We start from the raw sequence: 22,780 nt of genomic DNA on the forward strand, positions 1-22,780 counted from the left end.
CGAGTCGGCGCAAGCGACTGCAATGCATCATGCATGTGCGCCATGCCCCCGCTTGCGCCCGCCCCGGCCAGCGCCTATCCCGCTCAACCGATGTCGCTCAACTCCCGTCCCGACCGCGATCCCCTGCTGTGGTGCACCGCGATCGCCTTCGCATTCCTGGCGCTGCTGCTCTGGCGCATCACCTTCCCCGTCGAGTTCTACTTCGACGAGATCCATTACGTGCCCGCCGCACGCAAGCTGCTGGAGCTGGTGCCCGCGAACCGCGAACACCCCATGTTCGGCAAGGAAGTGATCGCTGGCTTCATCTGGCTGTTGGGCGACACGCCGCTCGCCTGGCGATTGGGGCCGGTCCTGACAGGCGCGCTGGGCCTCTTCGGTTTCGGGCGGTTCTTGTGGCATGTCTCGCACAGGCGCCGCGCCACGATCCTGGGCATGGTCCTTCTCGCCAGCAACTTCATGTGGTTCGTCCAGAGCCGTATCGCCATGCTCGACATGATCGAGGCGGGACTGTGCATGGTGGGCCTATGGCAATTCGCCGCCGCGCTCAGGGCTTCTGGTACAAGGAGCGCGCGCGGCCACCTGCTCGCCGCCGGACTGGCCATGGGGCTCTCACTCGGCGCCAAATGGTCGAGCGCACCCGCGCTGATGGTGCCGGGACTCGCTTTCCTCGCCCTGCGCCTTGCCGAAGGCGGCCCCTTCTTTAGGGGGCGCAAGGGCGGTGCGGGAACGATCCCGGGGATCTCGCTCCTCGAGGCCGCCTTCTGGCTCGGCCTCTTCCCCTTGTGCGTCTACTGGCTGACCTACCTGCCTGCGATGTTCTACGCCGACCGGCCCATCTGGTTCACCGGCTTCATCGAGCAGCACGAGTACATGATCCGCCTGCAGGACAGCGTGAAGAAGCCCCATCCCTACCGCTCGTACTGGTACATGTGGGCCACCGACTGGCGCGATATCTGGTACCTTTTCAAGGTGATCGATGGATCGCAGCGCGGCATCGTGATGCTTGGCAACCCGCTCTCGATGCTGGCGGGTCTTGGCGCGCTGGTCTGGGGCCTGTGGGCGATCGTGTTCCGGCGCCGCTGGGACGTGGCGCTGCTCCTGGCGCTCTACACGCTGTGCCTCGGCATCTGGGCGATCAACGGCAAGCCCGTGCAGTTCTACTACCACTACCTTCTGCCGGGTGCCTTCCTGATGGGCCTCCTGGCCTTCGCTCTCGAACCGCTGCTGGCCCGGCGTGACCGCTGGCGCTGGTTGGGCGTTGGTATTCCCGCGCTCTCGGCACTGCTGTTCCTGGGCTTCTTCCCGATCCTCTCGGGGCTGCCCTTGCCCACGCGCCAGTTCTACAATGTCTGGATGTGGCTGCCGAGCTGGCGCTGAGGCCGCTGGGGGCTCACGCGGAGCCCCCAGGGTAGCCGGATCAGTACTTGCCCCAGACGAACTTGGATGACAGCGCGAAGTTCCACACAGCGCCCAGGATGATGCCCACCAGAACGGCCACAAAATCGTGGAAGCCGATGGACTTGAGCACAGCCGCCGAGCCCACGTTGGTAAGCAGGCCGAGCGAGCAGGTCAGCGCGAACTGGGCCCAGCCGCGCAGCAGCGCACTGAAACCGCGCAGGCGCTTGTCGGAATAGGTCAGCTCGTTGTTGAGGACGAAGTTGAACGTCATCGCAACAACGGCCGCCAGCGTGTTGGCGGTGTTGAAGACCGCGCTCTCGGACCAGTTGCCGTAGACGAAGCGCTCCCCGAAGACGACATGAAGGAGCACCCAAAGCGCCGCGAACTGGACGATGACGCCCAGAGCGCCGACAGTCCCGAACAGCGCGAAACGCGTCGGGATGATCCGGCCGAGCCACTTGTCGTAGAGGCCTACGAGAAATTCGAACACTACGGTCTGGTCCAGTTTGCTTTCGCCCTCGGCGCGGGCCGCGAAGTTGAGCGGAAATTCCTTGACGCGCAAGGGCGTTTCGGAGGTCGCCAGAATGTCGAGCAGGATCTTGAAGCCCACGCCCGAGAGGCGATGCGCATCCGCGCGCAAGAACGCGGTGGGCAGCATGAAAAAGCCGCTCATCGGGTCACTCAGCTCGACACCTGTCACCTTGTTGGCGATGCGGTTGGCAAGCCCGGAAACCTTTACGCGGTCGGGACGCCCCCAGGCTTCGGTGCTCGCCCCTTCGGCAAAGCGCGAAGCGTAGGCCAGGTCATAATCTCCGCCCTTGAGCGCAGCGAGCATCCCCCGCAGGAGCGCGGGATCGTGCTGGTGATCCGCGTCCATCACCGCGACGTAGGGCGCCGAGGTGGAGCACATGCCTTCGATCGCCGCACTGGCAAGGCCGCGCCGCCCGATGCGCTGGATGCAGCGCACCCGCGGATCGGCCTGCGCGATCATGCGGACCTCGTCGGAGGTGCCGTCCGGGCTGTTGTCATCGACATAGATCACTTCCCAGGCGATCCCCTGAAGCTCGCGGTCGATCCGCTCCACCATCGTCGCGATGTTGCGACGCTCGTTATAGGTGGGCAGGACAATCGCGAGTTCGAGCGGCCGCGTGGCCACGCGCGCATCGGATGGAAGGGACGTGTGCGAGTCGGAATCGTTCATGGAAACGGGACTGAAATCGGAGGAGGACAAGGGAAACCGGCAGCCTTACAGGTGCGCGAGAACCGCGTCACCGATTTCCACGGTGCCGGCGCTGCCACCCAGGTCCCCGCCCTTGACGCCCTCGGCGAGCGCGGCGGCGACCGCGTCCTCGATGCGCACGGCCTCGGCCTCCAGGCCGAACGAGTGGCGCAGCATCATGGCGGCGGACAGGATCGTTGCCATCGGATTGGCCAGGCCCTTGCCCGCGATGTCGGGCGCCGAACCGTGGATCGGCTCGTAAAGGCCGAAGCTGCCCTCCGCGAGGCTCGCCGAAGCCAGCAGCCCGATCGAGCCCACGCACATGCTGGCCTGGTCGGAAAGGATATCGCCGAACAGGTTGCCGGTCACGACCACGTCGAACTGGCCCGGGTTCTTCACCAGCTGCATCGCCGCGTTGTCGACGTACATGTGGGTGAGTTCAACTTCGGGGTAATCCTTGGACACCTCGATCACGACATCGCGCCACAGCTGCGAGGTTTCGAGAACATTGGCCTTGTCGACCGAGCACAGCTTCTTGCCGCGGGTCATCGCCGCCTTGAAGCCAGCGTGCGCAATGCGGCGCACCTCGTCCTCGGCGTAGGACATCATGTCCCAGCCCTGCCGGCGACCGTCCTCAAGCGTGCGCATGCCCTTCTCGCCGAAGTACACGTCGCCGTTGAGCTCACGCACGATCAGCAGGTCGATTTCCTGTGCGACTTCCGGGCGCAGCGAGGTCAGCCCCTCGAGCCCCTTGAACACGCGCGCAGGGCGCAGGTTGGCGAACAGGCCCAGTTCCTTGCGCAGGCCCAGCACGGCCTGCTCGGGACGCAGGTGGCGTTCAAGGTGGTCGAGATCGAAGTCGCCGACCGCGCCGAACAGGATGGCATCGGCCGAACGCGCGATGTCGAGCGTCGCTTCGGGAAGCGGGTGGCCATGCTTGCGGTAGGCCGCGCCGCCGACGTCACCCTCGACCAGTTCGAGGTCCGGCAGGCCCAACTTCTCGATAACGCGCACGGCCTCGCCCGTGACTTCCGGACCGATCCCGTCGCCTGCAAAAACCGCGATGCGCATGCCTGTTTCCCTAGCTGCTGTCTTAGTCAGAAATTCGCCCCAACCGCTCGCGCAGCTGGGTGCGGGCCGCCATAACGTCTTTGCGCCGTTCGGCAAGCGGATAGCGGTCCAGTTCGCGCCCGATCCTGTCGAAAGTCCGCAGAATCGCGTCCCAGTCCGCGTCATCCGGACGCGGCACGGGCACGCCATAGCCCAGTTCGCGCAGCAGCAGGACCTCGTAGGAGAGAAGCGGCAGCGCCCATCCGCGTGCGGAAGGCGCCACGCAGATCGCCTCAAGCAGACCGCCAAGCGCCTGGTGGAGCGCAGGATAGGCCTGCCGCTCGGGCAGGCTCGCGGCGGTGAGCGAGGTCAGCCAGGAAAAGGCTGCGGCCGGTAGCGGCTCGGACAGCCAGGGACCGCGCGAACGCACGAGTTCTACGCGCGCGAAGGGAAGCTGGCCTTCCGAACGCGCACGGATATCGACAGCTACGATGTTTCCGGGAATGAGCACAGGCCGCAAGGTGCGCCCTCGCGCTCCGGCGACATAGGCCGCAACGACGCCTTCCTCGTGCGTCAGAAACCGCACGATGGCCGCGGCCTCGCCGTGTGGACGCACGGCGCAGACAATCGCCTCGGTGCGCAGCTCCATCATGGCACGCACCCACGCGTCACGCGCGAGAGTTCCCGCATGCAGGGACCGGCACCGTCTCGATTCCTTCGGGCGTCACCCCGCGAGGGATCAGCCGTTGCGCAGCTGCTTGGCTTCGATCTCGTCAAGACGGGCCTTGAGGGCTTCGGCTTCCGCGCGGGCGGTCGCGGCCATTTCCTTGACCGCCTCGAATTCCTCGCGGCTCACGAAGTCCATGTCGCCCATGAACTCCTTGGCGCGCTCGCGCATGTTGTCACGCGCTTCGCGGGTCATGCCGGCAAACGTGCCAGCAGCGCTGTTCATCATCTTGACGAAATCGGCGACGAAAGGGTTTTCGCTTTGCATGGAAGCCTAAATGGTACGTCCCGCCCCCCTGCGCAAGAGGGTTCGATGGCGTTGGTGGAGGAGAATCGCGCGCTCGCCGAGAAGTTTACGGCGAAGGCCGGCCCGGCTCAGATCTCGTAGCGGATTTCGGCGCCCGAGGGTGCCTTGCCGTCAAGGTCACGATTGATCTGGAGGAAGGCGTAGTTGAGGTAGGTCGCGAAAAGGATCCAGGCGAGATAGGGCACAAGCAGCAGCGCCGCCTTGACGCGGATGCGCCAGAACAGCGCGATCGTGGCGAGCACGAGGACATCGAGCACGGCGATGACCACCAGCGCGCCGGTGATACGGTGCATCCCGAAGAAGACCGGCGACCAGGCAAGATTCACCAGAAACTGCAGCGCGAAGACGCCGCACGCGAGGCCACGCCCGGACGCTCCGCGCGCGGCCAGGATCAGCGCCAGGGAAAAACCCATCATCGCATAAAGGATGGTCCAGACGATCCCGAAGGCGGCGGGCGGCGGATAGACGGCGGGCTTGGCCAGTGCGGCGAACCAGACGTTCTGCGGCCCACTCTGCGCCAGCGCGCCGGAAAGGAAGCCCAGCAATACGAGCGCGGGAACACAGACCAGCGACCAGCGCAGGAAACTCGCGCGCAACTGACCGGAAGAGGCAAGCAGATTCATACCCGGATCATCTCTCAAAACGGGGAGCCGTCACAGCCGCCCAACCCTAACCGATGGTTCGTATTACGTTACTTGCGGGAATCTGGCGCACAAGGAAAGCCCCGCGCCGTTCAGGCCCCACTCGCGATCTCGCCTTCGACCTCGCGCCCGCGCGCGGCCGACACGAGGAATTCGACGTTGCCCTCCGGCCCCGTGATCGGGCTTTCGACGATCCCCTGGATGGTCCAGCCGCCCTGCTCCAGCCAGGCCCGCACTTCTTCGCAAACCCGCGCATGAAGTACGGGATCGCGCACGACGCCGCCCTTGCCCACCTCGCCGCGCCCAACCTCGAACTGCGGCTTGATAAGCGCGACGAGGCGGCAGTCCGGTCCGGCCAGGTTCAGGGGCACTTCCAGCACCTTGGCAAGGCCAATGAAGCTCGCATCGCAGACCACCCAGTTGCAGTCCTGCGTGATGTGCTCGCCTGTCAGGATGCGGGCACTGGTCTGCTCCAGCACCGTGACGCGCGGGTCCTGGCGCAGCTTCCAGGCGAGCTGGTTGGTGCCCGAATCGACCGCAAAAACGTGGCTCGCTCCCTTGGTAAGGAGCACGTCGGTAAAGCCCCCGGTCGAGGAGCCGACATCGATCGCGACCGCGCCCGCCGGATCAAGGCCGAAGTGCTCTATGGCGTGGGCGAGCTTGATCCCCCCACGCGAAACCCAGGGGTGATCGCGCCCGCGTACTTCCAGCGGTGCCTCGGCCTTGAGCGCCTGGCCGGCCTTGGCGATCTTGGTTTCCCCGGAAAAAACGTGCCCCGCCATGATCAGCGCCTGCGCGCGCGTGCGGCTCTCGGCAAGGCCACGGTCGACGAGCATCTGGTCGACACGCGCCTTGCCTGTGGATTTGCCATGCGGTTTAGCCCCCTTGCCCCGGTTTTCGGGGGCAGAGGACTTTTCGGTGGATGGAGACTGGGACGCGTCGGACATGGGGCACTGCACACTTGAGAAGAGGCGCTCGTCATTCCATACCGGGCGCATGAAGGCAAATCCGCGCGGTCGCGCTCTCCCCGTCCGTCTCGTTTCGGCACCGGCTCTCGCCCTGACCCTGTTTGCGGCTGGCTGCATCCCCGCACCGCCAGCCTCGACGCCCACGCCCACGCCCAGCGCCACGCGTCCCGCGCAGCCGCAGGTTCAAGAGCCGGCGATACCCGCACCGCCGCCCTCGCCCCGGCCGCTGCCCGAGCCTGCAAACTGGCGCGACGCGCCCGTGACGCCGGGCACCTGGAGCTGGGCGCAGAGCGGCCCGCGCTCGGTCGCCGATTTCGGAGGCAGTCTGTTCACCATGCGCTGTGACACGCGCAATGCCACGGTGACCCTTGAACGCCGCGCCCAGGGTGCGGCGGGCCGTGTCACCATGGGCATCACCACAATGCAGGACACGCACACCGTCACGGCCGAGGCCCGCCAGGGCTACTATGTCGCGACCCTGCCCGCGCGCAGCCCGATCCTCGACGACATGGCCTTCACCCGCGGCCGCTTTGCGCTTTCCACGCAAGGCCAACCCACGCTCTACATCCCGAGCTGGACCGAAGTGTCGCGCGTAATCGAGGATTGCCGCTGACAGCACCTGCCAGGCGAGGCTGGCCGTACGCGTGGCACGCCTCGCCGAAACGCCTGTGCGATATGGGCGACGAGAGCACCTTGCAGGAAGGATTCGCGAAGCCGGACACAAACCGGACCATTGCGAAAAACCGGCAGAAACGCGGGCTCTTCAGCTGGGGAAAACTTCAGCGAAGGCATGATAATGCCGCGAAAAAACTTGAATTCAAGTCTTGTGGTGCGCTGCGGAATAAGACACATTTTCTCTCAGGACGACGGAACCTGAGGAAGCCCTCCTCGGAGCTACCGAAGTCCAGTCGCTCTCGGGCGGCGAACCCTATGGCTCAACAGCGCGAAAGGAGGTGATCCGATGTCTCATGGTTCAGCATGGAGGTCGGCAATTTCCGTCGCGAGGCATTATCGCTGATTTCAGATACGCGATAAAGGTACTCGCTGGCGGCACTTCCGGCCGCTGACCATGTGAAAGGCCGTACCGGCGCTCCCGGTGCGGCCTTTCTCATTTCTGGGCTTCAGGCGCACGAAAGCGGCAAGCGCGTGCTCTACACAATCGCACAAGGCCACATGCACGCTGCGCAAGGGCGCCTCAGCGCACATCCGCGCAAGCTCCCGAATTTGCGCGCTTTCAGCAGGGCACTTGCCTCCAACGCACCGCGTGCTACACCTGAAACCATACGTATCAATATTACTTTACGGTTGCGCGCAGCGTAATTTTCATACACCTGCGCCCTCGCAACCCCAAGACAGAGGACTGAGTTTTCATGGCGAGTCCCGCCGAAGCCGCGCTGACGTTTTCCCTTGAGCCCAACCCCGCCCCTGCCAGCGACGCGACGCGCGCGGCGGTATTGGCCAATCCGGGCTTCGGCACGCACTTCACCGACCACATGGTCACGATCGACTGGACCGAAGGCACCGGCTGGCACGACGCCAAGGTTTCCGCCTACGCGCCCATCCCGCTCGATCCGGCCGCTGCGGTGCTGCACTACGCCCAGGAAATTTTCGAAGGGCTCAAGGCCTACAAGCAGGCCGACGGTTCGATCTCGCTGTTCCGTCCCGACGCCAACGCAGAGCGCTTCAACCAGTCGGCGACGCGCCTTGCCATGCCGACGCTGCCTGAGAGCCTCTTCATCGAGGCGATCGAGAAGCTGGTCGAACTCGACAAGGCCTGGATCCCGGACGCCGAGGGTGCCTCGCTCTACCTGCGCCCCTTCATGATCGCGACCGAGGCCTTCCTGGGCGTGCGCCCGGCCAAGACCTACAAGTTCATCCTCATCGCCAGCCCCGCGGGCAACTACTTCAAGTCGGGCGCCCCGGCCGTCTCGATCTGGGTCTCGGATTACACCCGCGCGGCGCCCGGCGGCACGGGCGCGGCCAAGTGCGGCGGCAACTACGCCGCCAGCCTCGTCCCCCAGGGCGAAGCCCTTGCACGCGGCCACGACCAGGTCGTCTTCCTCGACGCTGCCGAGCACAAGTGGATCGAGGAACTGGGCGGCATGAACCTGTTCTACGTCTTCGATGACGGCACGATCCTCACCCCCGCGCTGACCGGCACGATCCTGCCCGGCATCACCCGCCGCAGCCTCATCGCGCTCCTGCGCGAAGAGGGCCTGACCGTGAACGAGGGCCGCTACAGCCTCGACCAGTGGCGCGAAGATGCGACCAGCGGCAAGCTCGTCGAAACCTTTGCCTGCGGCACGGCGGCTGTCGTCACCGCGGTCGGCAAGGTCGCGGGCAATGACGGCGAATTCACCATCGGTTCGGGCGGCCCCGGCCAGCTGACCGAGAAGGTCAAGGCCCGCCTCGTCGCGATCCAGCGCGGCCAGGCTGAGGACACCCACGGCTGGGTCCGCAAGATCGCCTGATCGCGCCAGCTCCTGACCCGAACGAAGAACCCGGCCGGCCCTGCGCCCGCCGGGTTTTTTCGTGCATAGCGTCCAGCGCCCTCTTGCCCCGCCGCACGCACATGCCATCTCGGGAACGAAAATTCCTCCTGAAGACGAGAGCGCCATGACCGACACCGCCCCCTATCCTATCGGCACCCCCGGCACGCCCTGGGGCGCGCGTGAGGTCGAGGCCTGGCGGGCCACGCAGGCCGCCCAGCGCCGCTATGGACAGGACGTGGAGCCGCGCATCCAGGCTCTTGCCGACCGCTTCACGCTTCAGGAGTACGGCACGCTCGACTACGCGGGCGAGCGCTTCACGCTCTACGCGCTCTCGAATGGCCCGATCGACGCCAGCTTGCCCACCGCTCTCGTCACGGGCGGCGTCCACGGCTACGAGACCAGCGGCGTCATGGGCGCGCTCGAATTCCTCGAAACGCGCGCCGCAGACTATGCGGGCCGGGTCAACCTGATCGTCGCGCCTTGCGTCAGCCCCTGGGCCTATGAGCGCATCAACCGCTGGAATTACGACGCCATCGACCCCAACCGCAATTTCACCGCCGACAGCCCGGCGGGCGAATGCCGGGCACTCGTCGCCCTTGTCGCCGCGCAGGAGGGGCCCTTCCTCCTCCACATCGACCTTCACGAGACCACCGACAGCGACGAGGAGGAGTTCCGCCCCGCGCTCGCCGCGCGCGATGGCAAGGACTACGATCCCGACACCATCCCCGATGGCTTCTACCTCGTCGACGATGCCGACAACCGCCAGCCCGCCTTCTGCCAGGCGATTATCGAAGCGGTCGAAAAGGTGACCCACATCGCGCCCGCCGATCCGCAGGGCAACATCATCGGCTCACCCGTCGTACAGAAGGGCGTGATCGAATACCCGCAAGGCAAGTACGGGATGTGCGCGGCCATCACGGGTGCGCGCTTCACGACTACCACCGAAGTCTATCCCGACAGCCCGAGCGCAACGCCCGAGGAATGCAACGCCGCACAGGTCGCCGCCGTGTGCGCTGCGCTCGACTACGCGCTCGGCGCCTGACAGGGCGCGCTTACAGGCCCGCCGCCGCCATTTCCCGGCGCGCAGCGGCAAGCTGCGCCTGAAAGACAGGATTGGACTGGACGCGGGCGAACGTCGCAGCGGCCACCACGCGTCCCCCGACCGTGTCGCTCATCCAGTGAACGCGGCAGATCACGCGGCTGAAGCCGAAGTCGTAGCCGCGCTGGAGCACGGCGTCGGCGCGGCTTGGCACCAGTTCGGCCAGCACCAGCGCCATCATCCAGCCCGCCGTCGTGTGACCGGAGGGATAGGACCCGTCGTGGCGCAGGGCCTCCTCCTCCTCGGGCGTGCACGATCCGCCCCCCTTCTCGGCAAAGGGGCGCACGCGCTGGTAGTGGTTCTTCGCCTTGTAGCTGGCGAGCCCCGCGTCGGCCATCGCCCGGCGCAGAAGCATCTGGGTATGGGGTTTGGTCCCGTCGGACAGCGAGGTGCCGACAAGCGGCTCGAAGGAGCTCACGATGGCCGGCCAGTTGAGATCGGCATCGGAGGTCGCCAGCGCAAAGCGTTCGGACGATGCCCCCTTGGCCGCTTCCCAGGCAGCCTCGTCGGCAGCCTTGGCCGCGCTCCCCGCCGCTGGCGGCGGAGGCAGGAGGGCCAGGCTGTCGGGCAGCTGGGACAACTCCAGATAGCCCTTGGGAAGCGGGATCTCGGGCGAGATCACACCGACCTCCGCCACCGTAACCGGGGGCAGCGCGGCGTAACCCGTTTCGCTTGGCGCCGTGGTCGTGCATCCCGCCAGCACAAGCAGGCATCCACCTGTGAAAATTCCCAGCGTGCGCGTGCTCTGCATATGCTCCATCCCTTCGCAGCGTGTTGATCGCATGGCCCATTCTATCGACGCGCAACTGTGTCCGGCATCGGGGTTAACCCTCGGACGTGAAAGCACGAAGACGCCGGGATGGGGCACCTGCCGCTCCCCGAACATTGGCACCTGCGCCTCTTGTTGCGCCCCTCGTCGGCACCTACCTAGCGCGTTCTTCCTCTCCCGGCGCCTGCAACAAGGAGCTCAGCGCACATGGCCGACACCACCTACACGCCCCCCAAGGTCTGGACCCACGACGCCGAGAACGGGGGCACCTGGGCCAGCATCAATCGCCCCACCGCCGGTGCGCGTGAACAGAAGGAACTGCCCCGCGGCGAGCATCCCTTCCAGCTCTATTCGCTGGGCACGCCCAACGGCCAGAAGGTCACCATCCTATTCGAGGAACTGCTGGCGGCCGGCGTCAGCGAGGCCGAGTACGACGCCTGGCTCGTCAACATCGGCGAAGGCACGCAGTTCACCTCGGGCTTTGTCGAGATCAACCCCAACTCCAAGATCCCCGCTCTCCTCGATTGCTCGGGCGAGACGCCGGTGCGGGTCTTCGAATCGGGTGCGATCCTGTTCCACCTCGCCGAGAAGTTCGGGATGTTCCTGCCCAAGGACGGCGCAGCCCGCACCGAATGCATGTCCTGGCTGATGTGGCAGATGTCGACCGCCCCCATCATTGGCGGCGGCTTTGGGCACTTCTACGCCTACGCGCCTGAAAAGTTCGAGTACGCGATCAACCGCTTCGCGATGGAAACCAAGCGCATCATGGATGTCGCCGACAAGCGCCTCGCCGAGACGCGCTACCTGGCGGGCGATGACTACACCATCGCCGACATCGCGGCCTACGGCTGGCTCGGCGGTTTCGTGCGCGGCGAATCCTACACCGACGCGGCAACCTTCCTCAGTGTTCACGAATACACCAACCTCATGCGCTGGGGCGAGGAACTGGGCGAGCGCACTGGCGTGAAGCGCGGCCTCGTCGTCAACCGCGATGCACCGGGCAAGATCAAGGAGCGCCACAGCGCGGCCGATATCGACGCGGTCCTGGGCGCCTGACCGGTTTTCCCCGGCGCGGGGAAGGTCCGATGCGAAAAGGGCCTTTTCAGCGCCGGGATAAGCCGCTAAGCGCGCAGTCCCATCGCGGCGCACGCAGCGTGCCACGCGATCCTGCTGGGGCGTAGCCAAGCGGTAAGGCAGCGGTTTTTGGTACCGCCATGCGCAGGTTCGAATCCTGCCGCCCCAGCCATCATTCTTTTCCGGGAACGCAACTCCGACGAAGTCGGCGCATGTAACCGCGCGTTGCCGCACGAACGGGCCGCGGTGAAGCGGCCCGGCGGAGCAACGCGAAGCGGGGCCGGACGCCTTCCGGACGCCCGCCCCTTACTTCACTTCTTCAATTGGCCCGTCGACTCAGGCTGGCACCACTTTCTGACGGATGGTGCCGAACGGCGCCCAGCCGTCGCGCGTGCGCGCTTCCATGAAGACTTCTTCCCCGAACTGAAGGAACGGGCTTGAGGCCGCGCCGCTGGCGATCATTTCGATCGCGCGCACCTCGGAGATGCAGCTCGATCCGACCTGTTCGTAGTCAGGGCTGGAGACCGTTCCCGATCCGATGATCGTGCCCGCGACCAGATCGCGCGTACGGGCCGCATGCGCCACGAGCTCGGGGAAGCCCACGTCCATCGCTGCGCCATTGGCATGGCCGAACGGCTGTCCACTGCGTTCGACGACGAGATCGAGCGCAACCCGACCGGTGTCGGTCCATTGCGCCCCCAGCGCATCCGGGCTGACCGCGAAGGGCGCCATCGAGCAGGCGGGCTTGGCCTGGACCCAGCCGAAGCCGGTCTTCATCTCGGCAGGGGCAATCGCGCGCAGCGACCAGTCGTTGATCTGCACCACCAGCTTGATGTGCCCGGCTGCCTCTTCGGGCGTGACGCCCATCGGCACGGCGTCGAGGATGACGCCGAACTCGCCCTCGAAATCGATGCCATCCGCCTCATCGAGGAAGGGAATGTCGGCGCTGCCCGCATAGAAGCGGTCGGACATGCCCTGGTACATGAGCGGGCGCTCGCTTTCGACCGGCGGCAGCCCGAACGCAATCTGCATGAGATGGCCGTGGGTCCCGAAGGCCGAGCCGTCGAGCCACTGCCAGGTGCGTGGCAGCGGCGCGAGGAGCCGTGCGGGATCGAGGGCTTCCCCCTCCCCTGCTTCGACCCGCTCGGCGAGCGCAGCAAGCTGCGGCTCCAGAACGTCCCAGTTCTCGATCGCGTTGAGGAGGTTGGAAACCGGCGCCTTCAGGCACCGCGTCCCATCGCGCGAGGCCAGGACCAGAGATCCGTCCGGCGTGCCGTCGGCAAGAGTGGCAAGTCGCATGGTGTCAGTCCTCGTCCTCGATGATGGCGACCGCGCGGGTCCAGCCCGCCGATGCGCCCTTGATCTTGTGGGGGAAGCACGAGACGGTGAAGCCATGGGGCGGCAGCGCCTCGAGGTTGTGCATCTTTTCCAGGTGGCAGTAGCCGATGTCACGCCCGGCCTTGTGGCCTTCCCAGATCAGCGAGGTGTCACCCGTCTCCTTCACCTTCTCGGCGGTGTGGTTGAAGGGCGCATCCCAGGACCAGGCGTCGGTGCCGGTGACGCGTACGCCGCGCTCGGTGAGGTACATGGTCGCCTCGTAGCCCATGCCGCAGCCCTTGCTGAGGAAGTCGGGCTGCCCCAGCGCCGCGCCCGCAGCCGTGTTGACCAGCACGATGTCGAGCGGCTTCAGCTCGTGCCCGATCCGGGCCAGTTCGTCCTCCACGTCCTTCGCCGTGACCACGTAGCCATCGGGAAAGTGACGGAAGTCGAGCTTGACGCCGGACTGGAAGCACCATTCGAGCGGCACCTCATCAATCGTCATCGAGCGGCGCGGTTCGCCTTCGCGGGCATCCATCGTCGGGTGGAAATGATAGGGCGCATCGAGGTGCGTGCCGTTGTGCGTGGTAAGCTTGATCCACTCCGACGCAGCAAAACCGGCCCCATCGGGCGTATCTTCGGCCGTCACGCCGGGGAAGAAGACATCCAGCTCGGACGCGGTGTCCATGTGGTCCTGGTAGGTGATCTCGGGGCGCATGAAGGGCGGATCGGAGACCACGTCGTTGCACAAGGTGATCGAGAGGTCGATGAAGCGTCGGGTCATGGCGGCAGTCCTGTTCGGAAAGGAATGAGGGGAAGCGACGACTAGCGCAGCGGCGTGGCCAGAGCCGCGCGCAGCGCGAAGGGAGTTACGAGAACGGCCAGCAGCGCGCCGAGCAGGACCTTCCCGCACAGCGCCAGGCTCCAGTTTAGGGCGCCCGGCGCGCCCGCGAGGAAGCCCGCCAGCGCCAGGATCGCCATCGCGCCCAGCGCCGTCAGCAGCGCCAACACCAGCGCGCGCAGGAGAAGGTTCGCAGGCAGCCGCGCAGCAAGTGCGCCATCGCGCAGGGCGTCGGGCGCAAGCGCGCCGCGTCGCAGCCGCCGCATGGTCAGAAAGCCAGGTACAAGTGTGCTCATCAGCGCGATCATGAAGCCCTGGGGCAGCCCATCAAGGACCAAGCCGCCTGGTCCCCAGACCGGCACCGGCCCGCGCAGCCCGAATACCAGCACGAAGGCCAAAGCGGACAGGGCCGCATTGATCGCGACGCTGATCGCGGTCTCGGTGCGGATATAGCGCGTGGCAGGCGACATGGGACAGGCTCCCTGTGACAAATGGCTGGCGAGCACGCCCGGGCGGAGGAGAGAGCGGGCCCGGGCGCACCGCCGTCACACCGGGCCGCTCTTGCCTGAGGCCCGGTGCGCGCGAACGGATCAGGCGGTGTGCCCGCCCAGAGTCTCGGCGAACCAGTCGGCGATGACATCGCGGCCATAGGCCATGTTATCCGCGCCCACATGCTCGACCCCGCCCTCGCGCGCGGTGAAGATCACCTTCTCGCGGCGCGGCGAATTGACCAGCTGGTCGTAGAGGTCATCGGCATAAGCCGGGCTGATCTGACGATCGTTGGCGCCGTGGGTGACGAGGAAAGGCACCTTGATGCGGTCCATATGGCCATTGAGGTTCATGTCCTTCGATTTCTCGAGGAAGTCCTCTTGGCCCTCGGCCCCGAAGGCCCAGTGCACATGCGCCCAGTAGTGCGGCACGGGGTTCTCACCCTCGCGCGCCATGCGCTTGTCCTGCACTTCGCGCCAGTTGTGGTTCGCGCCCCAGACCGCACCGCTGGCAAAGCGCGGCTCATAGGCCACCGCGCGCGGCGCAAAGTGGCCGCCCAGCGAAATGCCCGTCATGCCGAGCGCCTTGGGATCAACATCGCTCTGCTGTTCCAGCCAGTCGACCGCCTTGCTGGCCCAGCTTTCCGAGTGCGGATCGACCGGAAGGCCCTGGAGGCGCAGCGCCTCGCCCGAGCCGGGCTGGTCGACGCACAGGGTCGAAATGCCCCGGCGCGCCAGCGCCTCGGGCAAGCGGCTCCAGTAGAGCAGTTCCTTGTTGCTATCGAGACCGTTGCAATAGACCACGCACGGCGCGGGCGTGGTCTCGCTGCCGGGCGCGCGGGTGAAGAGCGCGGGCATCGTGCCGGTCTCCAGCGGAATTTCCAGCCGCTCGCGGTTGATCCGGCCCAGCTTGGCCGAACGCTCGAAGGCTTCGCGCGCCTTGGCGAAGGTTTCCTTGCGCCCGGGCGTGCCATGGCCCTGCATGCGTTCGGCGATGAAGAGGTAGAGCGAAGCGCGCTCCAGCTTGTTCGAGGCGGAGAAACCGCGCCCCTTGGCCTCGTCCTCGGCGGCAAGGTCTAGAAGCTTGTCACCCATCTCGGCCCAGGCCTTCATGAACTGCGGGGTACCGGCATCCGCGCCGCTGTTTGCCGCGTCGCGGATTGGCTTGCACATATCGATGACCTCACCGATCTGCGCGCCCGATTCCATCGCGATCGAAACCGACAGGTTCCAGATATAGTTGGGGAAATATTCAAAGAGAGCCACGGTTGATCACACCTCTGCTGGCTGGAAGAGTTTGGCGTCGGGGGCGGGGTGCGGCATGGTCTGCGGACCGCCGACCCCCGTGCCCCACTGGTCCATGACGCCCGGCTCGGGCTTGTGGACCACGTATTCATGCGTCTCGAAGTCCACCTCGTCCAGTTCGGAGGTGTATTCCGTGACGAAGCCGCCCGGAGTTACGAAGTAGCTGAACGTGTTGTTGCCTGCCGTGTGCCGGCCCGGCCCCCACTTGATGTCGGTGCCGCGCTTCTTGAGACGGCCGGCGCCCCGGAACATGTCGTCGATGGTCAGCATGTCGTAGGCGACATGGTTGAGGCACGGCGGTCCGGGCAGGATCGCGACCCGGTGGTGTGCCTCGTTGCAGCGCAGGAAGCACATGAAATCGCCCAGCCAGTCGCTGATCTTGAAGCCCAGCACGTCGCAGAAGAACTTCACCATCGCCTGGTGGTCGGGCGAATGCATGACGATGTGGCTGATCTTGACCGGCATGCCTTCCCAGCGCTCCATCGCGCGCTTGTCGAGCCGCGCGACCTCGGCGGAGACCTCGAAGGGCAGGCCGTCGGGCGAGAAGAAACGGAAACCATAGCCCCCGCCCGGTGCGTCGAGCTCGCGCGGCGCGAAGATCACCTTGCAACCGGCTGCCTCGACCCGGGCGAAGAGGTCATCCACGTCAGCCCGCGTATCGGCGGCCAAGGCGATCACCTCGATGTGGTTCTCTTCGGCCTTGTGGAGACGCACCACGTGGTGTTCGTCATGACCATGGGTCTTGAACCAGGCCATGTCCGCTGTCGCGTCCACTTCGACCAGGCCCCAGTCGTCCTTGTAGAAGGCGCGCTCGGCATCGAAGTTCTCGACGCCATAGCCGACATAGCGGATTTCGGTCACTCGGCTCATTGAAGGGTCCTCATTCGAAAGGGAAAATTGGCTCAGATCGGTTCGGCGACGACGGCAAACATCTCGGCCGTGGCTTTCTGGTTGTCGACGGGCGGGCCCTTGCCGATCTGCCCGTTGCAGATCGCAAGCGAACTCTCGACGATGTAGCGGCAGCGTTCGAAACGCCGGGTTCGGTAAGCCTCGAACGCCTCCTCGGGCGTATCCGCGCGGCCCACTTCCTCGGCCAGCACGAGCGCATCCTCGATGGCCATCCCGGCGCCCTGCCCCAGATGCGGCGTGGTCGCGTGGACGGCATCGCCCAGCAGCACGACCTTGCCCTTCGACCAGGGGCCGTAAAGGAAATGGCCTTCGAGCGGGCGGTAGACGACGCCCTCGTCATCGGTGATCTGCTCGGCCAGCGCGCGGATCTGCGGCGCTGTCCCCTCCAGCTTGGCGCGCATCGCGGCGGCCAGTCCTTCGCGGGGATAGCGGGGATTGTCGGGCTCGTGCGTGGTCACGAACATGTACATGAGATCCGCGCTCATGGGCACGAGACCGATGCCGGTGCGTCCATTGTAGACCTGAAGAGCGTCCATGTCGGCCGGGCGCGGCAGGTTGTAGCGCCAGACCGACTGCCCGGTGAAGACCGGCTTCTCGGCCTCGGGCAGGATCATCTGGCGGGTCTGCGAATAGACCCCGTCACAGCCCACGACAAAGTCGTAGCGGGCCTCGCTGCCGTCCGCGAACGTCACGGTGACGCCCTCGGGCGTATCGGCGATGGCCTGCGCCGTCACCCCCAGACGGATCGTCGCGCCCAGCTCCTGCGCGGTATCGCCGAGCACCTTCTGCAGCGCCTGGCGACCGATGCCGACATTGGCGGGCTTGCCCTCGACCAGTGCAGGCGTAGGCACGCGGGCAACCTTGGTGCCATCGGGAATGAAGATCTCGACCGCATCGAACCCGCTGGCCGCGTCAAGGAAGGCGTCGAGCACGCCCAGCTGGTCCATCGCGCGCACCACGTTCGACTGCTGGATGATGCCCACGCCATAGACCGACCAGCTCGGGTCCTTTTCGATCACGGTAACGCTATGGCCCGCGCGGGTCAGCGAAATCGCGGCAGACAAGCCGCCGATCCCGCCGCCAACGACCAGGATATCGCACTGTTTCATGGTTTCACTCTCCGCTTGGCGCCTTCTGGGTCCGCTCCTTTCCAAGAGCGGACCGGGCACCGATTTTCCTATGGCGTTCTCTGCGCGTCTCTCTGGATCAATAGTCGAACTGAAGCTGGACCCCGATCTGGCGCACCGCGTTCAGGCCGTAGCGCTGGGTGAAGGCGAGGCGTCCGGCATTGGCCTCCCCGGCATCGGTGATGATGCTGGAGGGGATGTGCTCGTTGGTGCAGTTGTTGCAGAACAGGCTGGCGCGCAGACGGTCGTTGACGTTGACACCTGCGCTGAACCCGAAGGTGTCCGCCGAGCCATAATCCGCGCCCGGCGCCCCGTTGATGAGATAGTTCACGCTCGAGCGATGGTACCAGTTACCCTGGATGAAGGGCACGACCGGACCTGAGACCGGAAGTTCGTACATGGCCTGGACGGTGCTCGTGAACTTGGGCGAGAGCGGGAGGGTCTGGCCGCCTGCGTTGAACGTGCCGTCCGGGCCGCAATTGCTCTGGCCAATGTAGCATTCCGCGCCGGGAAAATCGTCGTAAGTCGCATCGAGGAAGGTCGCGCTCGCATCGATCGAGAGCCCCGGCACCGGACGGGCACCCAGCGTCACTTCCACGCCGCGCGACTTCACCTTGGCCGCGTTCTGGACGACGAAAGTGCGCAGGGCCGTGTCGAAGGACTGGACCTGGAAGTTGTCGAACTTGGTATGGAAGGCCGAGACGTTGAGCGTCAGGCGGTGATCGAACCAGCTCGTCTTGATGCCGATCTCGAAGGCATCCGAGGTCTCCGGGTCAATCGGCACGACGCGGGCGATGCCGTCATCGCCGGTGATCGCGGTCGTGTTGAAGCCCGGCCCCTTGTAGCCACGGCCGTAGAAGCCATAGAACATGATGTCCTCGGTCGGCTCATACTGGCCGCCCAGCTTCCAGCTGAAGTTGGTGTTCTTGTAGCTGTCCTCGAAGGTGCCGGGATCAACCCCCAGGTTGACGAAGGTGCGCACCTGGCCCTGCTCGACATCGAGATCGACCTGATCGCGGGTGACGCGGCCACCGCCAAAGACGGTAAGGCCATCGGCCAGTTCATAGGTCAGCTGGCCGAACGCGGCATAGCTCGTGGTGTCGAGCGTCGCATCGTAGGAACGGCCCAGGAAGAAGTCGTTGGAGACGCTGCAGTTGGGCGGACCGCCCGGCGTCACCGTCGCCCCCACGCAGAACGGGAAGCCCGAGAGCACGAAGTCGGGCATCGACTGGTTGCCCGCCAGAAGGTTGGTCGCGTTGAGCTTGGAGGACAGGAAAAACAGGCCCGCCTGCCCGGTGAGGCGGCTTGTGTCGGGCAGGATCAGGCGCAGCTCGTTGGTGAACTGGTCGTAATTGGTGGTGCTGTAATTGGTATCGACGTCCGCGACCGGCAGCGCGTCCACGTCCAGGTTCTGGTCCGTGTTGGAATAGCGCCAGGCAAAGATGTTCGAGATCTGGAAGCCGGAATCGAACTCGTAGCTGACCGCCGCCTGCGCGCCGCCCGTCTTCAGATCCTGGTAGAAGCCACCATTGGTGAGCTCAAGGAACATGTCCGGACCGATCTCGCTGCCGGCATCGGCCACGATGCCGTTGACGGGACTATCGGCTTCGACCTGACGGTAGGTCTGGTTGAACCGGCTGAGACCCGACTTGATCCGGTTGTAGTCACCGATGAGGTAGACACTCAGCCCCGACATGTCCTCGTAGAGGTACTTGGCCTTGAACTGCATGTTGCGGTCCGCATCGTAGTTGCGGCGCGGCACATTGACGTAGGGGATGTCGCCCGTGTCGACACCCACGATGCGGGTCAACGGCGATTCCTGGTAGCCATAGAGCGCGTTGAGGCGCAGCGCCGAGTTCTCGGACACCGGAATGTTCAGCACCTGCTTGGCGATGATCGCAGGCGCGTTGCGATCGGCCTGCGGGGTCGCGCGGTTGCTCGCCTGGATCTCGGTGCTGCCGCTGAATTCACCGATGACGGGGCGCGCGGTGACGATGTTGATGAGACCGGCCGACGCGTTCTTGCCAAAGAGCAGCCCCTGCGGGCCGTTGAGCACTTCGACGCGCTCCACGTCCATCAGCATCGGCGCGCCCAGGTCCGGGCGGCCCAGGTTCACCTCATCCATCGCCAGCGCCACGCTGGTGTCGATGGTGTTCGAGAACGAGAGCGTCCCCACGCCGCGCACCGAGAAATTGTTGTCGGCATCGACCTGGAGGCTGGGCGCCGCGGCCGAGAGGCTGGCGAGGTTGTTGATCTGGCGCGTTTCCAGCGCATCGCTCGTCACGGCCGAGAGGCTGAGCGGAACGTCCTGCAGACTTTCGCTGCGGCGCTGGGCCGAGACGATGATCTCGTTGAAGGCCGGCTCGGACGTCCGCGTGGCATTCTCCTGCCCGCCGGTCTGGGCGTGTGCCTGTCCGGCAAGACCACCGAGAATCGTCGCGGAAAGCAGGACGGCGGAAAGGTTCCTTCGCATCATCATCTCCCTGTGTGCCCTTCGTGCGGGGCTCGTGAGGGATTGGTAGGGCGATCCGACGCCAAATAAAAACTGATTGTTTGAGTTGATTTGAATTTGGAAACCAAATTGGTATGAACAATTTTGAAATCGGCGACCTCACATAAAGGAGGTGCCAGGGAGAGGAGATACTTTCATGCGTTTCAAAGGGATGGACCTCAATCTCTTCGTTGCGTTCGAGGCCCTGATGGAAACGCGCAGCACCGCGCGCGCCGGTGAGAAGATCGGCCTCAGCCAGCCCGCGACGAGCGCCGCGCTTGCCCGGCTGCGCGATTTCTTCGGAGATGATCTGCTGGTGGTGCGGGGGCGCCGGATGTACCCGACTCCGCTTGCCGAGACTCTCCTGCCACGCGTGCGCGAATGCTTGCGCAGCGCCGAAGGCGCACTGGCGACCTCCAGCAGCTTCGACCCGGCCCGCGCGCGGCGCACCTTCCGCGTCGTGACGTCCGACTACGTGATGGCCGCCGTGCTCGCGCCCCTGCTGCGCGACCTGGCGCACGAGGCTCCGGGCATTGCCCTCCAGCTGCTCCTGCCAAGCCAGGCGGCGGCCGAAAGCCTGCGCCGGGGCGAGGCCGACATCGTCATCGCGCCCAGCGAATACGCCATTCCCGGCGTCCCCTCGCAGCTGCTTTACGAAGAGCATTACGTTCTCGTCGGAGCGACCGACCATCCCATCTTCGCAGGAGCCTTCAGCCTCGAGGAGATGCTGCACTACGGCTTTGTCGCGGTCTCGGTCGGCAATGAGCGCACCGCAACCGTGGGGGACCACCAGCTCGACACGATCGGACATACCCGGCGGATCGAAGTCACCGCCCCGTCGTTCACCGCCGTGCCCTGGCTGCTGGCGGGCACGCGGAGACTGACGCTCATGCACAGCCGCTTCGCGCGGGTCGTGTGCGAGCAGTTCGACCTTGCCAGCGTCTCTCTCCCCGTCGATCTACCGCCGCTGCGCCAGATCGTCCATTTCCACGAGACCCGCGCGCACGACGATGGTGTCGCCTGGCTGATCGCACGAATCCGGGACCAGGCGGGCCCGAACATCGTCGCTGCGGCGAACTAGCGGGAGACGGAACGCCCCGGCGGCTTGAAAGGCTGGAAGAGCAGAAAAGGAAGGTCCGAGGGCCATCGCCCTCGGCCTCCCAAAACTGGCCCCTCTCCTTCCGCTTGGCGAACTGGCCAGAGCTGGTGAAGGGGCCAAGCGGCAATACATGCGTCGACTTGGGCTCAGCCCCCATTCGCGGCGACGCGGGGCGCCTTGCCTCCCGGCGTGCGCAGGAGGCTCCACAGGACGATTGCCGCCAGCACGTCGAGCGCGCCGAGCATCACGAACAGCGGGTTGTAACCGAATTCATCCGCGCTCTGGCCGATGATGAAGGTGAAAGCCATGCCGCCAATCCAGGCGATCGAGCCCGCCATGCCGCTCGCAGTGCCGACCGCACGGGTGTCAAAAACATCGGCGCACAGCGTGATGAGCGCCCCGTTCAGCATCTGGTGCGCAAAGCCGCCTACGCAGAACAGCGCGATGGCAAGGCCGGGCGAGGTAGCGAGGCCGATGCACGCCGGGCCCAGCATGCACAGCGCGCCCACCGTCATCGTCACCTTGCGCGAGGTTACCATGGCCGCGCCCCGGCGCATGAGGACATTGGGCAGGATCCCGGCGGCAAGCGAGCCGAAATCGGCGGCCAGGAACGGCATCCAGGCCCACAGTGCAACATCGCGCAGGTCCAGCTTCCACACCGTCACGAGATAGAGCGGGATGAAGAAGCTGAAAGTCTGCCAGGCCGGTTCGGCGAGGAAGCGGGGTATGGCAATGCCCCAGAAGCCACGGCTCCGCAGCACCTCCATGCGCCGGGCCGGGCGCACTTCGCTGGCGTTGGCCCGGCGATCCTCCTCCAGCGCGGCAAGATCCTCGGCCGGCAGGCGGGGGTGCTGTTCGGGCGTCCGGTAGCCGAACCACCAGATCAGGGCCCAAAGCACGCTCATGCCGCCCGTCACCAGGAAGGCCGACTGCCAGCCCCACCACAGGATGCAGAAGGCCACCAGCGGCGGCGCCAGCATCGAGCCCACACTGGTGCCCATCTGGAAGCAGCTTGTCGCCAGCGAGCGCTCACGCGCGGGAAACCACTCGGACGTCACCTTGGCCCCAGCGGGAATGGCGGCGGCCTCGGTCGCGCCAAGCGCGGCGCGAAAAGCCGCGAGGCTCGGCCAACCGCTGGCAAAGGCATGGCCCATGTTGGACAGCGCCCAGCCCATCGCGAAGATGAAGAAGCCAAGGCGCGTGCCCAGGATGTCTAGCACCGTCCCCGCGACCGTCTGCATCACCGTGTAGCTGGCCTGGAAAGCCAGGATGACCCAGCTGTAATCCTCGGTCGACATCCCGAACTCATCCTTGAGCGTGGGCGCGGCGACCGAGAGCGTCGAGCGCGCGAGGTAATTCATGATCGTGCCCAGCGTCACGAGGCTGATCATCCACCAGCGCAGCTTGATCCTGGAAAGGCCCATTCGCGTATTCATCCTCTTCCCTGTGCGGTGGCGGGC

General features: G+C 65.7%; 21 protein-coding genes and 1 tRNA gene. 7 read left to right on the forward strand and 15 right to left on the reverse strand.

All coding sequences use genetic code 11. The features are described 5' to 3' along the window. The first annotated feature begins 33 nt into the window (after positions 1 to 33). Positions 34 to 1,377 carry a phospholipid carrier-dependent glycosyltransferase gene (locus tag MTR65_RS00945; RefSeq protein WP_243796386.1) on the forward strand — a complete coding sequence of 448 codons (1,344 nt, stop codon included), beginning with the start codon at positions 34 to 36 and terminating at the stop codon, positions 1,375 to 1,377. A gap of 40 nt (positions 1,378 to 1,417) precedes the next feature. Here the strand turns inward: MTR65_RS00945 and MTR65_RS00950 are convergent, their stop codons facing one another. The 6 genes from MTR65_RS00950 to MTR65_RS00975 form a co-directional block, all read right to left on the reverse strand. Then, a complete protein-coding gene (locus MTR65_RS00950; RefSeq protein ID WP_243796387.1) occupies positions 1,418 to 2,599 on the reverse strand; it encodes a glycosyltransferase in 1,182 nt (393 codons plus the stop codon). 45 nt (positions 2,600 to 2,644) lie between these two features. After that, entirely contained in the window at positions 2,645 to 3,688 is a 1,044-nt protein-coding gene (gene leuB / locus MTR65_RS00955; RefSeq protein WP_243796388.1) for a 3-isopropylmalate dehydrogenase, read from the reverse strand. A gap of 22 nt (positions 3,689 to 3,710) precedes the next feature. Then, entirely contained in the window at positions 3,711 to 4,316 is a 606-nt protein-coding gene (gene recO, locus MTR65_RS00960) for a DNA repair protein RecO (protein ID WP_243796478.1), read from the reverse strand. A gap of 90 nt (positions 4,317 to 4,406) precedes the next feature. Further along, positions 4,407 to 4,661: an accessory factor UbiK family protein gene (locus tag MTR65_RS00965; RefSeq protein WP_226636435.1), complete on the reverse strand. Its 255-nt coding sequence runs from the start codon at positions 4,659 to 4,661 to the stop codon at positions 4,407 to 4,409. A gap of 107 nt (positions 4,662 to 4,768) precedes the next feature. Then, a complete protein-coding gene (locus MTR65_RS00970; protein ID WP_243796389.1) occupies positions 4,769 to 5,323 on the reverse strand; it encodes a TspO/MBR family protein in 555 nt (184 codons plus the stop codon). A 110-nt stretch (positions 5,324 to 5,433) separates the two neighbouring features. After that, a complete protein-coding gene (locus MTR65_RS00975) occupies positions 5,434 to 6,177 on the reverse strand; it encodes a TlyA family RNA methyltransferase (RefSeq protein WP_243796390.1) in 744 nt (247 codons plus the stop codon). A 160-nt stretch (positions 6,178 to 6,337) separates the two neighbouring features. Between MTR65_RS00975 and MTR65_RS00980 the strand changes: the two genes are divergently transcribed. The 3 genes from MTR65_RS00980 (at position 6,338) to MTR65_RS00990 (ending at position 9,843) form a co-directional block, all read left to right on the forward strand. Next, positions 6,338 to 6,922, forward strand: coding sequence for a hypothetical protein (locus MTR65_RS00980; RefSeq protein ID WP_243796391.1), 585 nt, complete (start codon positions 6,338 to 6,340; stop codon positions 6,920 to 6,922). A 757-nt stretch (positions 6,923 to 7,679) separates the two neighbouring features. Further along, positions 7,680 to 8,780 (forward strand): branched-chain amino acid aminotransferase, encoded by a 1,101-nt coding sequence (locus tag MTR65_RS00985; protein ID WP_243796392.1) that lies wholly within the window; start codon positions 7,680 to 7,682, stop codon positions 8,778 to 8,780. Positions 8,781 to 8,925: 145 nt separating this feature from the next. Further along, a complete protein-coding gene (locus tag MTR65_RS00990) occupies positions 8,926 to 9,843 on the forward strand; it encodes a M14 family metallopeptidase (protein WP_243796393.1) in 918 nt (305 codons plus the stop codon). A gap of 10 nt (positions 9,844 to 9,853) precedes the next feature. On the opposite strand, the gene MTR65_RS00995 is transcribed toward MTR65_RS00990, so the two are convergent. Beyond that, entirely contained in the window at positions 9,854 to 10,651 is a 798-nt protein-coding gene (locus MTR65_RS00995) for an acid phosphatase (protein WP_243796394.1), read from the reverse strand. Between the two features lie 225 nt (positions 10,652 to 10,876). On the opposite strand from MTR65_RS00995, the gene yghU reads away from it, so the two are divergent. Then, a complete protein-coding gene (yghU, locus tag MTR65_RS01000) occupies positions 10,877 to 11,725 on the forward strand; it encodes a glutathione-dependent disulfide-bond oxidoreductase (RefSeq protein ID WP_243796397.1) in 849 nt (282 codons plus the stop codon). A gap of 115 nt (positions 11,726 to 11,840) precedes the next feature. Next, positions 11,841 to 11,915, forward strand: a tRNA-Gln gene (locus MTR65_RS01005). A 164-nt stretch (positions 11,916 to 12,079) separates the two neighbouring features. Here MTR65_RS01005 and MTR65_RS01010 read toward each other — a convergent pair. From MTR65_RS01010 to MTR65_RS01040, 7 genes are all read right to left on the reverse strand, one after another. Next, positions 12,080 to 13,042: a fumarylacetoacetate hydrolase family protein gene (locus MTR65_RS01010; RefSeq protein ID WP_243796398.1), complete on the reverse strand. Its 963-nt coding sequence runs from the start codon at positions 13,040 to 13,042 to the stop codon at positions 12,080 to 12,082. A 4-nt stretch (positions 13,043 to 13,046) separates the two neighbouring features. After that, positions 13,047 to 13,844, reverse strand: a complete 798-nt coding sequence (locus tag MTR65_RS01015; protein WP_226633458.1) for a cyclase family protein — start codon at positions 13,842 to 13,844, stop codon at positions 13,047 to 13,049. A 41-nt stretch (positions 13,845 to 13,885) separates the two neighbouring features. Further along, the gene (locus MTR65_RS01020; RefSeq protein WP_243796399.1) at positions 13,886 to 14,371 is read right to left on the reverse strand and encodes a hypothetical protein; all 486 of its coding nucleotides are present in this window, start codon (positions 14,369 to 14,371) and stop codon (positions 13,886 to 13,888) included. A gap of 120 nt (positions 14,372 to 14,491) precedes the next feature. Continuing rightward, the gene (locus MTR65_RS01025) at positions 14,492 to 15,655 is read right to left on the reverse strand and encodes an alpha/beta hydrolase family protein (protein ID WP_243796400.1); all 1,164 of its coding nucleotides are present in this window, start codon (positions 15,653 to 15,655) and stop codon (positions 14,492 to 14,494) included. Between the two features lie 6 nt (positions 15,656 to 15,661). Continuing rightward, complete coding sequence (locus MTR65_RS01030; RefSeq protein ID WP_243796401.1) at positions 15,662 to 16,564, reverse strand: VOC family protein; 903 nt, start codon at positions 16,562 to 16,564, stop codon at positions 15,662 to 15,664. 32 nt (positions 16,565 to 16,596) lie between these two features. Then, a complete protein-coding gene (locus MTR65_RS01035; RefSeq protein ID WP_243796402.1) occupies positions 16,597 to 17,712 on the reverse strand; it encodes an FAD-dependent oxidoreductase in 1,116 nt (371 codons plus the stop codon). Between the two features lie 97 nt (positions 17,713 to 17,809). After that, entirely contained in the window at positions 17,810 to 20,209 is a 2,400-nt protein-coding gene (locus MTR65_RS01040) for a TonB-dependent receptor (protein WP_243796403.1), read from the reverse strand. A 169-nt stretch (positions 20,210 to 20,378) separates the two neighbouring features. Between MTR65_RS01040 and MTR65_RS01045 the strand changes: the two genes are divergently transcribed. After that, complete coding sequence (locus MTR65_RS01045; protein WP_243796404.1) at positions 20,379 to 21,302, forward strand: LysR family transcriptional regulator; 924 nt, start codon at positions 20,379 to 20,381, stop codon at positions 21,300 to 21,302. 164 nt (positions 21,303 to 21,466) lie between these two features. Here MTR65_RS01045 and MTR65_RS01050 read toward each other — a convergent pair whose 3' ends face one another. Continuing rightward, positions 21,467 to 22,756, reverse strand: a complete 1,290-nt coding sequence (locus MTR65_RS01050; protein WP_243796405.1) for an MFS transporter — start codon at positions 22,754 to 22,756, stop codon at positions 21,467 to 21,469. Between the last annotated feature and the right edge of the window lie 24 nt (positions 22,757 to 22,780).

It is taken from the genome of Novosphingobium mangrovi (genome assembly GCF_022818885.1).
Taxonomy (GTDB): Bacteria; Pseudomonadota; Alphaproteobacteria; order Sphingomonadales; family Sphingomonadaceae; genus Novosphingobium; species Novosphingobium mangrovi.

Excerpts from the sequence above, each read along its gene's own strand:
- MTR65_RS01030 (WP_243796401.1), bottom strand. The coding sequence starts at position 16,564 with ATGAGCCGAGTGACCGAAATCCGCTATGTCGGCTATGGCGTCGAGAAC.
- leuB (WP_243796388.1), bottom strand. The coding sequence starts at position 3,688 with ATGCGCATCGCGGTTTTTGCAGGCGACGGGATCGGTCCGGAAGTCACG.
- MTR65_RS00970 (WP_243796389.1), bottom strand. The coding sequence starts at position 5,323 with ATGAATCTGCTTGCCTCTTCCGGTCAGTTGCGCGCGAGTTTCCTGCGC.
- yghU (WP_243796397.1), top strand. The coding sequence starts at position 10,877 with ATGGCCGACACCACCTACACGCCCCCCAAGGTCTGGACCCACGACGCC.
- recO (WP_243796478.1), bottom strand. The coding sequence starts at position 4,316 with ATGGAGCTGCGCACCGAGGCGATTGTCTGCGCCGTGCGTCCACACGGC.
- MTR65_RS01035 (WP_243796402.1), bottom strand. The coding sequence starts at position 17,712 with ATGAAACAGTGCGATATCCTGGTCGTTGGCGGCGGGATCGGCGGCTTG.
- MTR65_RS00990 (WP_243796393.1), top strand. The coding sequence starts at position 8,926 with ATGACCGACACCGCCCCCTATCCTATCGGCACCCCCGGCACGCCCTGG.
- MTR65_RS00995 (WP_243796394.1), bottom strand. The coding sequence starts at position 10,651 with ATGCAGAGCACGCGCACGCTGGGAATTTTCACAGGTGGATGCCTGCTT.
- MTR65_RS00950 (WP_243796387.1), bottom strand. The coding sequence starts at position 2,599 with ATGAACGATTCCGACTCGCACACGTCCCTTCCATCCGATGCGCGCGTG.
- MTR65_RS01015 (WP_226633458.1), bottom strand. The coding sequence starts at position 13,844 with ATGACCCGACGCTTCATCGACCTCTCGATCACCTTGTGCAACGACGTG.
- MTR65_RS00985 (WP_243796392.1), top strand. The coding sequence starts at position 7,680 with ATGGCGAGTCCCGCCGAAGCCGCGCTGACGTTTTCCCTTGAGCCCAAC.
- MTR65_RS01020 (WP_243796399.1), bottom strand. The coding sequence starts at position 14,371 with ATGTCGCCTGCCACGCGCTATATCCGCACCGAGACCGCGATCAGCGTC.
- MTR65_RS00945 (WP_243796386.1), top strand. The coding sequence starts at position 34 with ATGTGCGCCATGCCCCCGCTTGCGCCCGCCCCGGCCAGCGCCTATCCC.
- MTR65_RS00965 (WP_226636435.1), bottom strand. The coding sequence starts at position 4,661 with ATGCAAAGCGAAAACCCTTTCGTCGCCGATTTCGTCAAGATGATGAAC.
- MTR65_RS01050 (WP_243796405.1), bottom strand. The coding sequence starts at position 22,756 with ATGAATACGCGAATGGGCCTTTCCAGGATCAAGCTGCGCTGGTGGATG.
- MTR65_RS00975 (WP_243796390.1), bottom strand. The coding sequence starts at position 6,177 with ATGCTCGTCGACCGTGGCCTTGCCGAGAGCCGCACGCGCGCGCAGGCG.
- MTR65_RS01010 (WP_243796398.1), bottom strand. The coding sequence starts at position 13,042 with ATGCGACTTGCCACTCTTGCCGACGGCACGCCGGACGGATCTCTGGTC.
- MTR65_RS01045 (WP_243796404.1), top strand. The coding sequence starts at position 20,379 with ATGCGTTTCAAAGGGATGGACCTCAATCTCTTCGTTGCGTTCGAGGCC.
- MTR65_RS00980 (WP_243796391.1), top strand. The coding sequence starts at position 6,338 with ATGAAGGCAAATCCGCGCGGTCGCGCTCTCCCCGTCCGTCTCGTTTCG.
- MTR65_RS01040 (WP_243796403.1), bottom strand. The coding sequence starts at position 20,209 with ATGATGATGCGAAGGAACCTTTCCGCCGTCCTGCTTTCCGCGACGATT.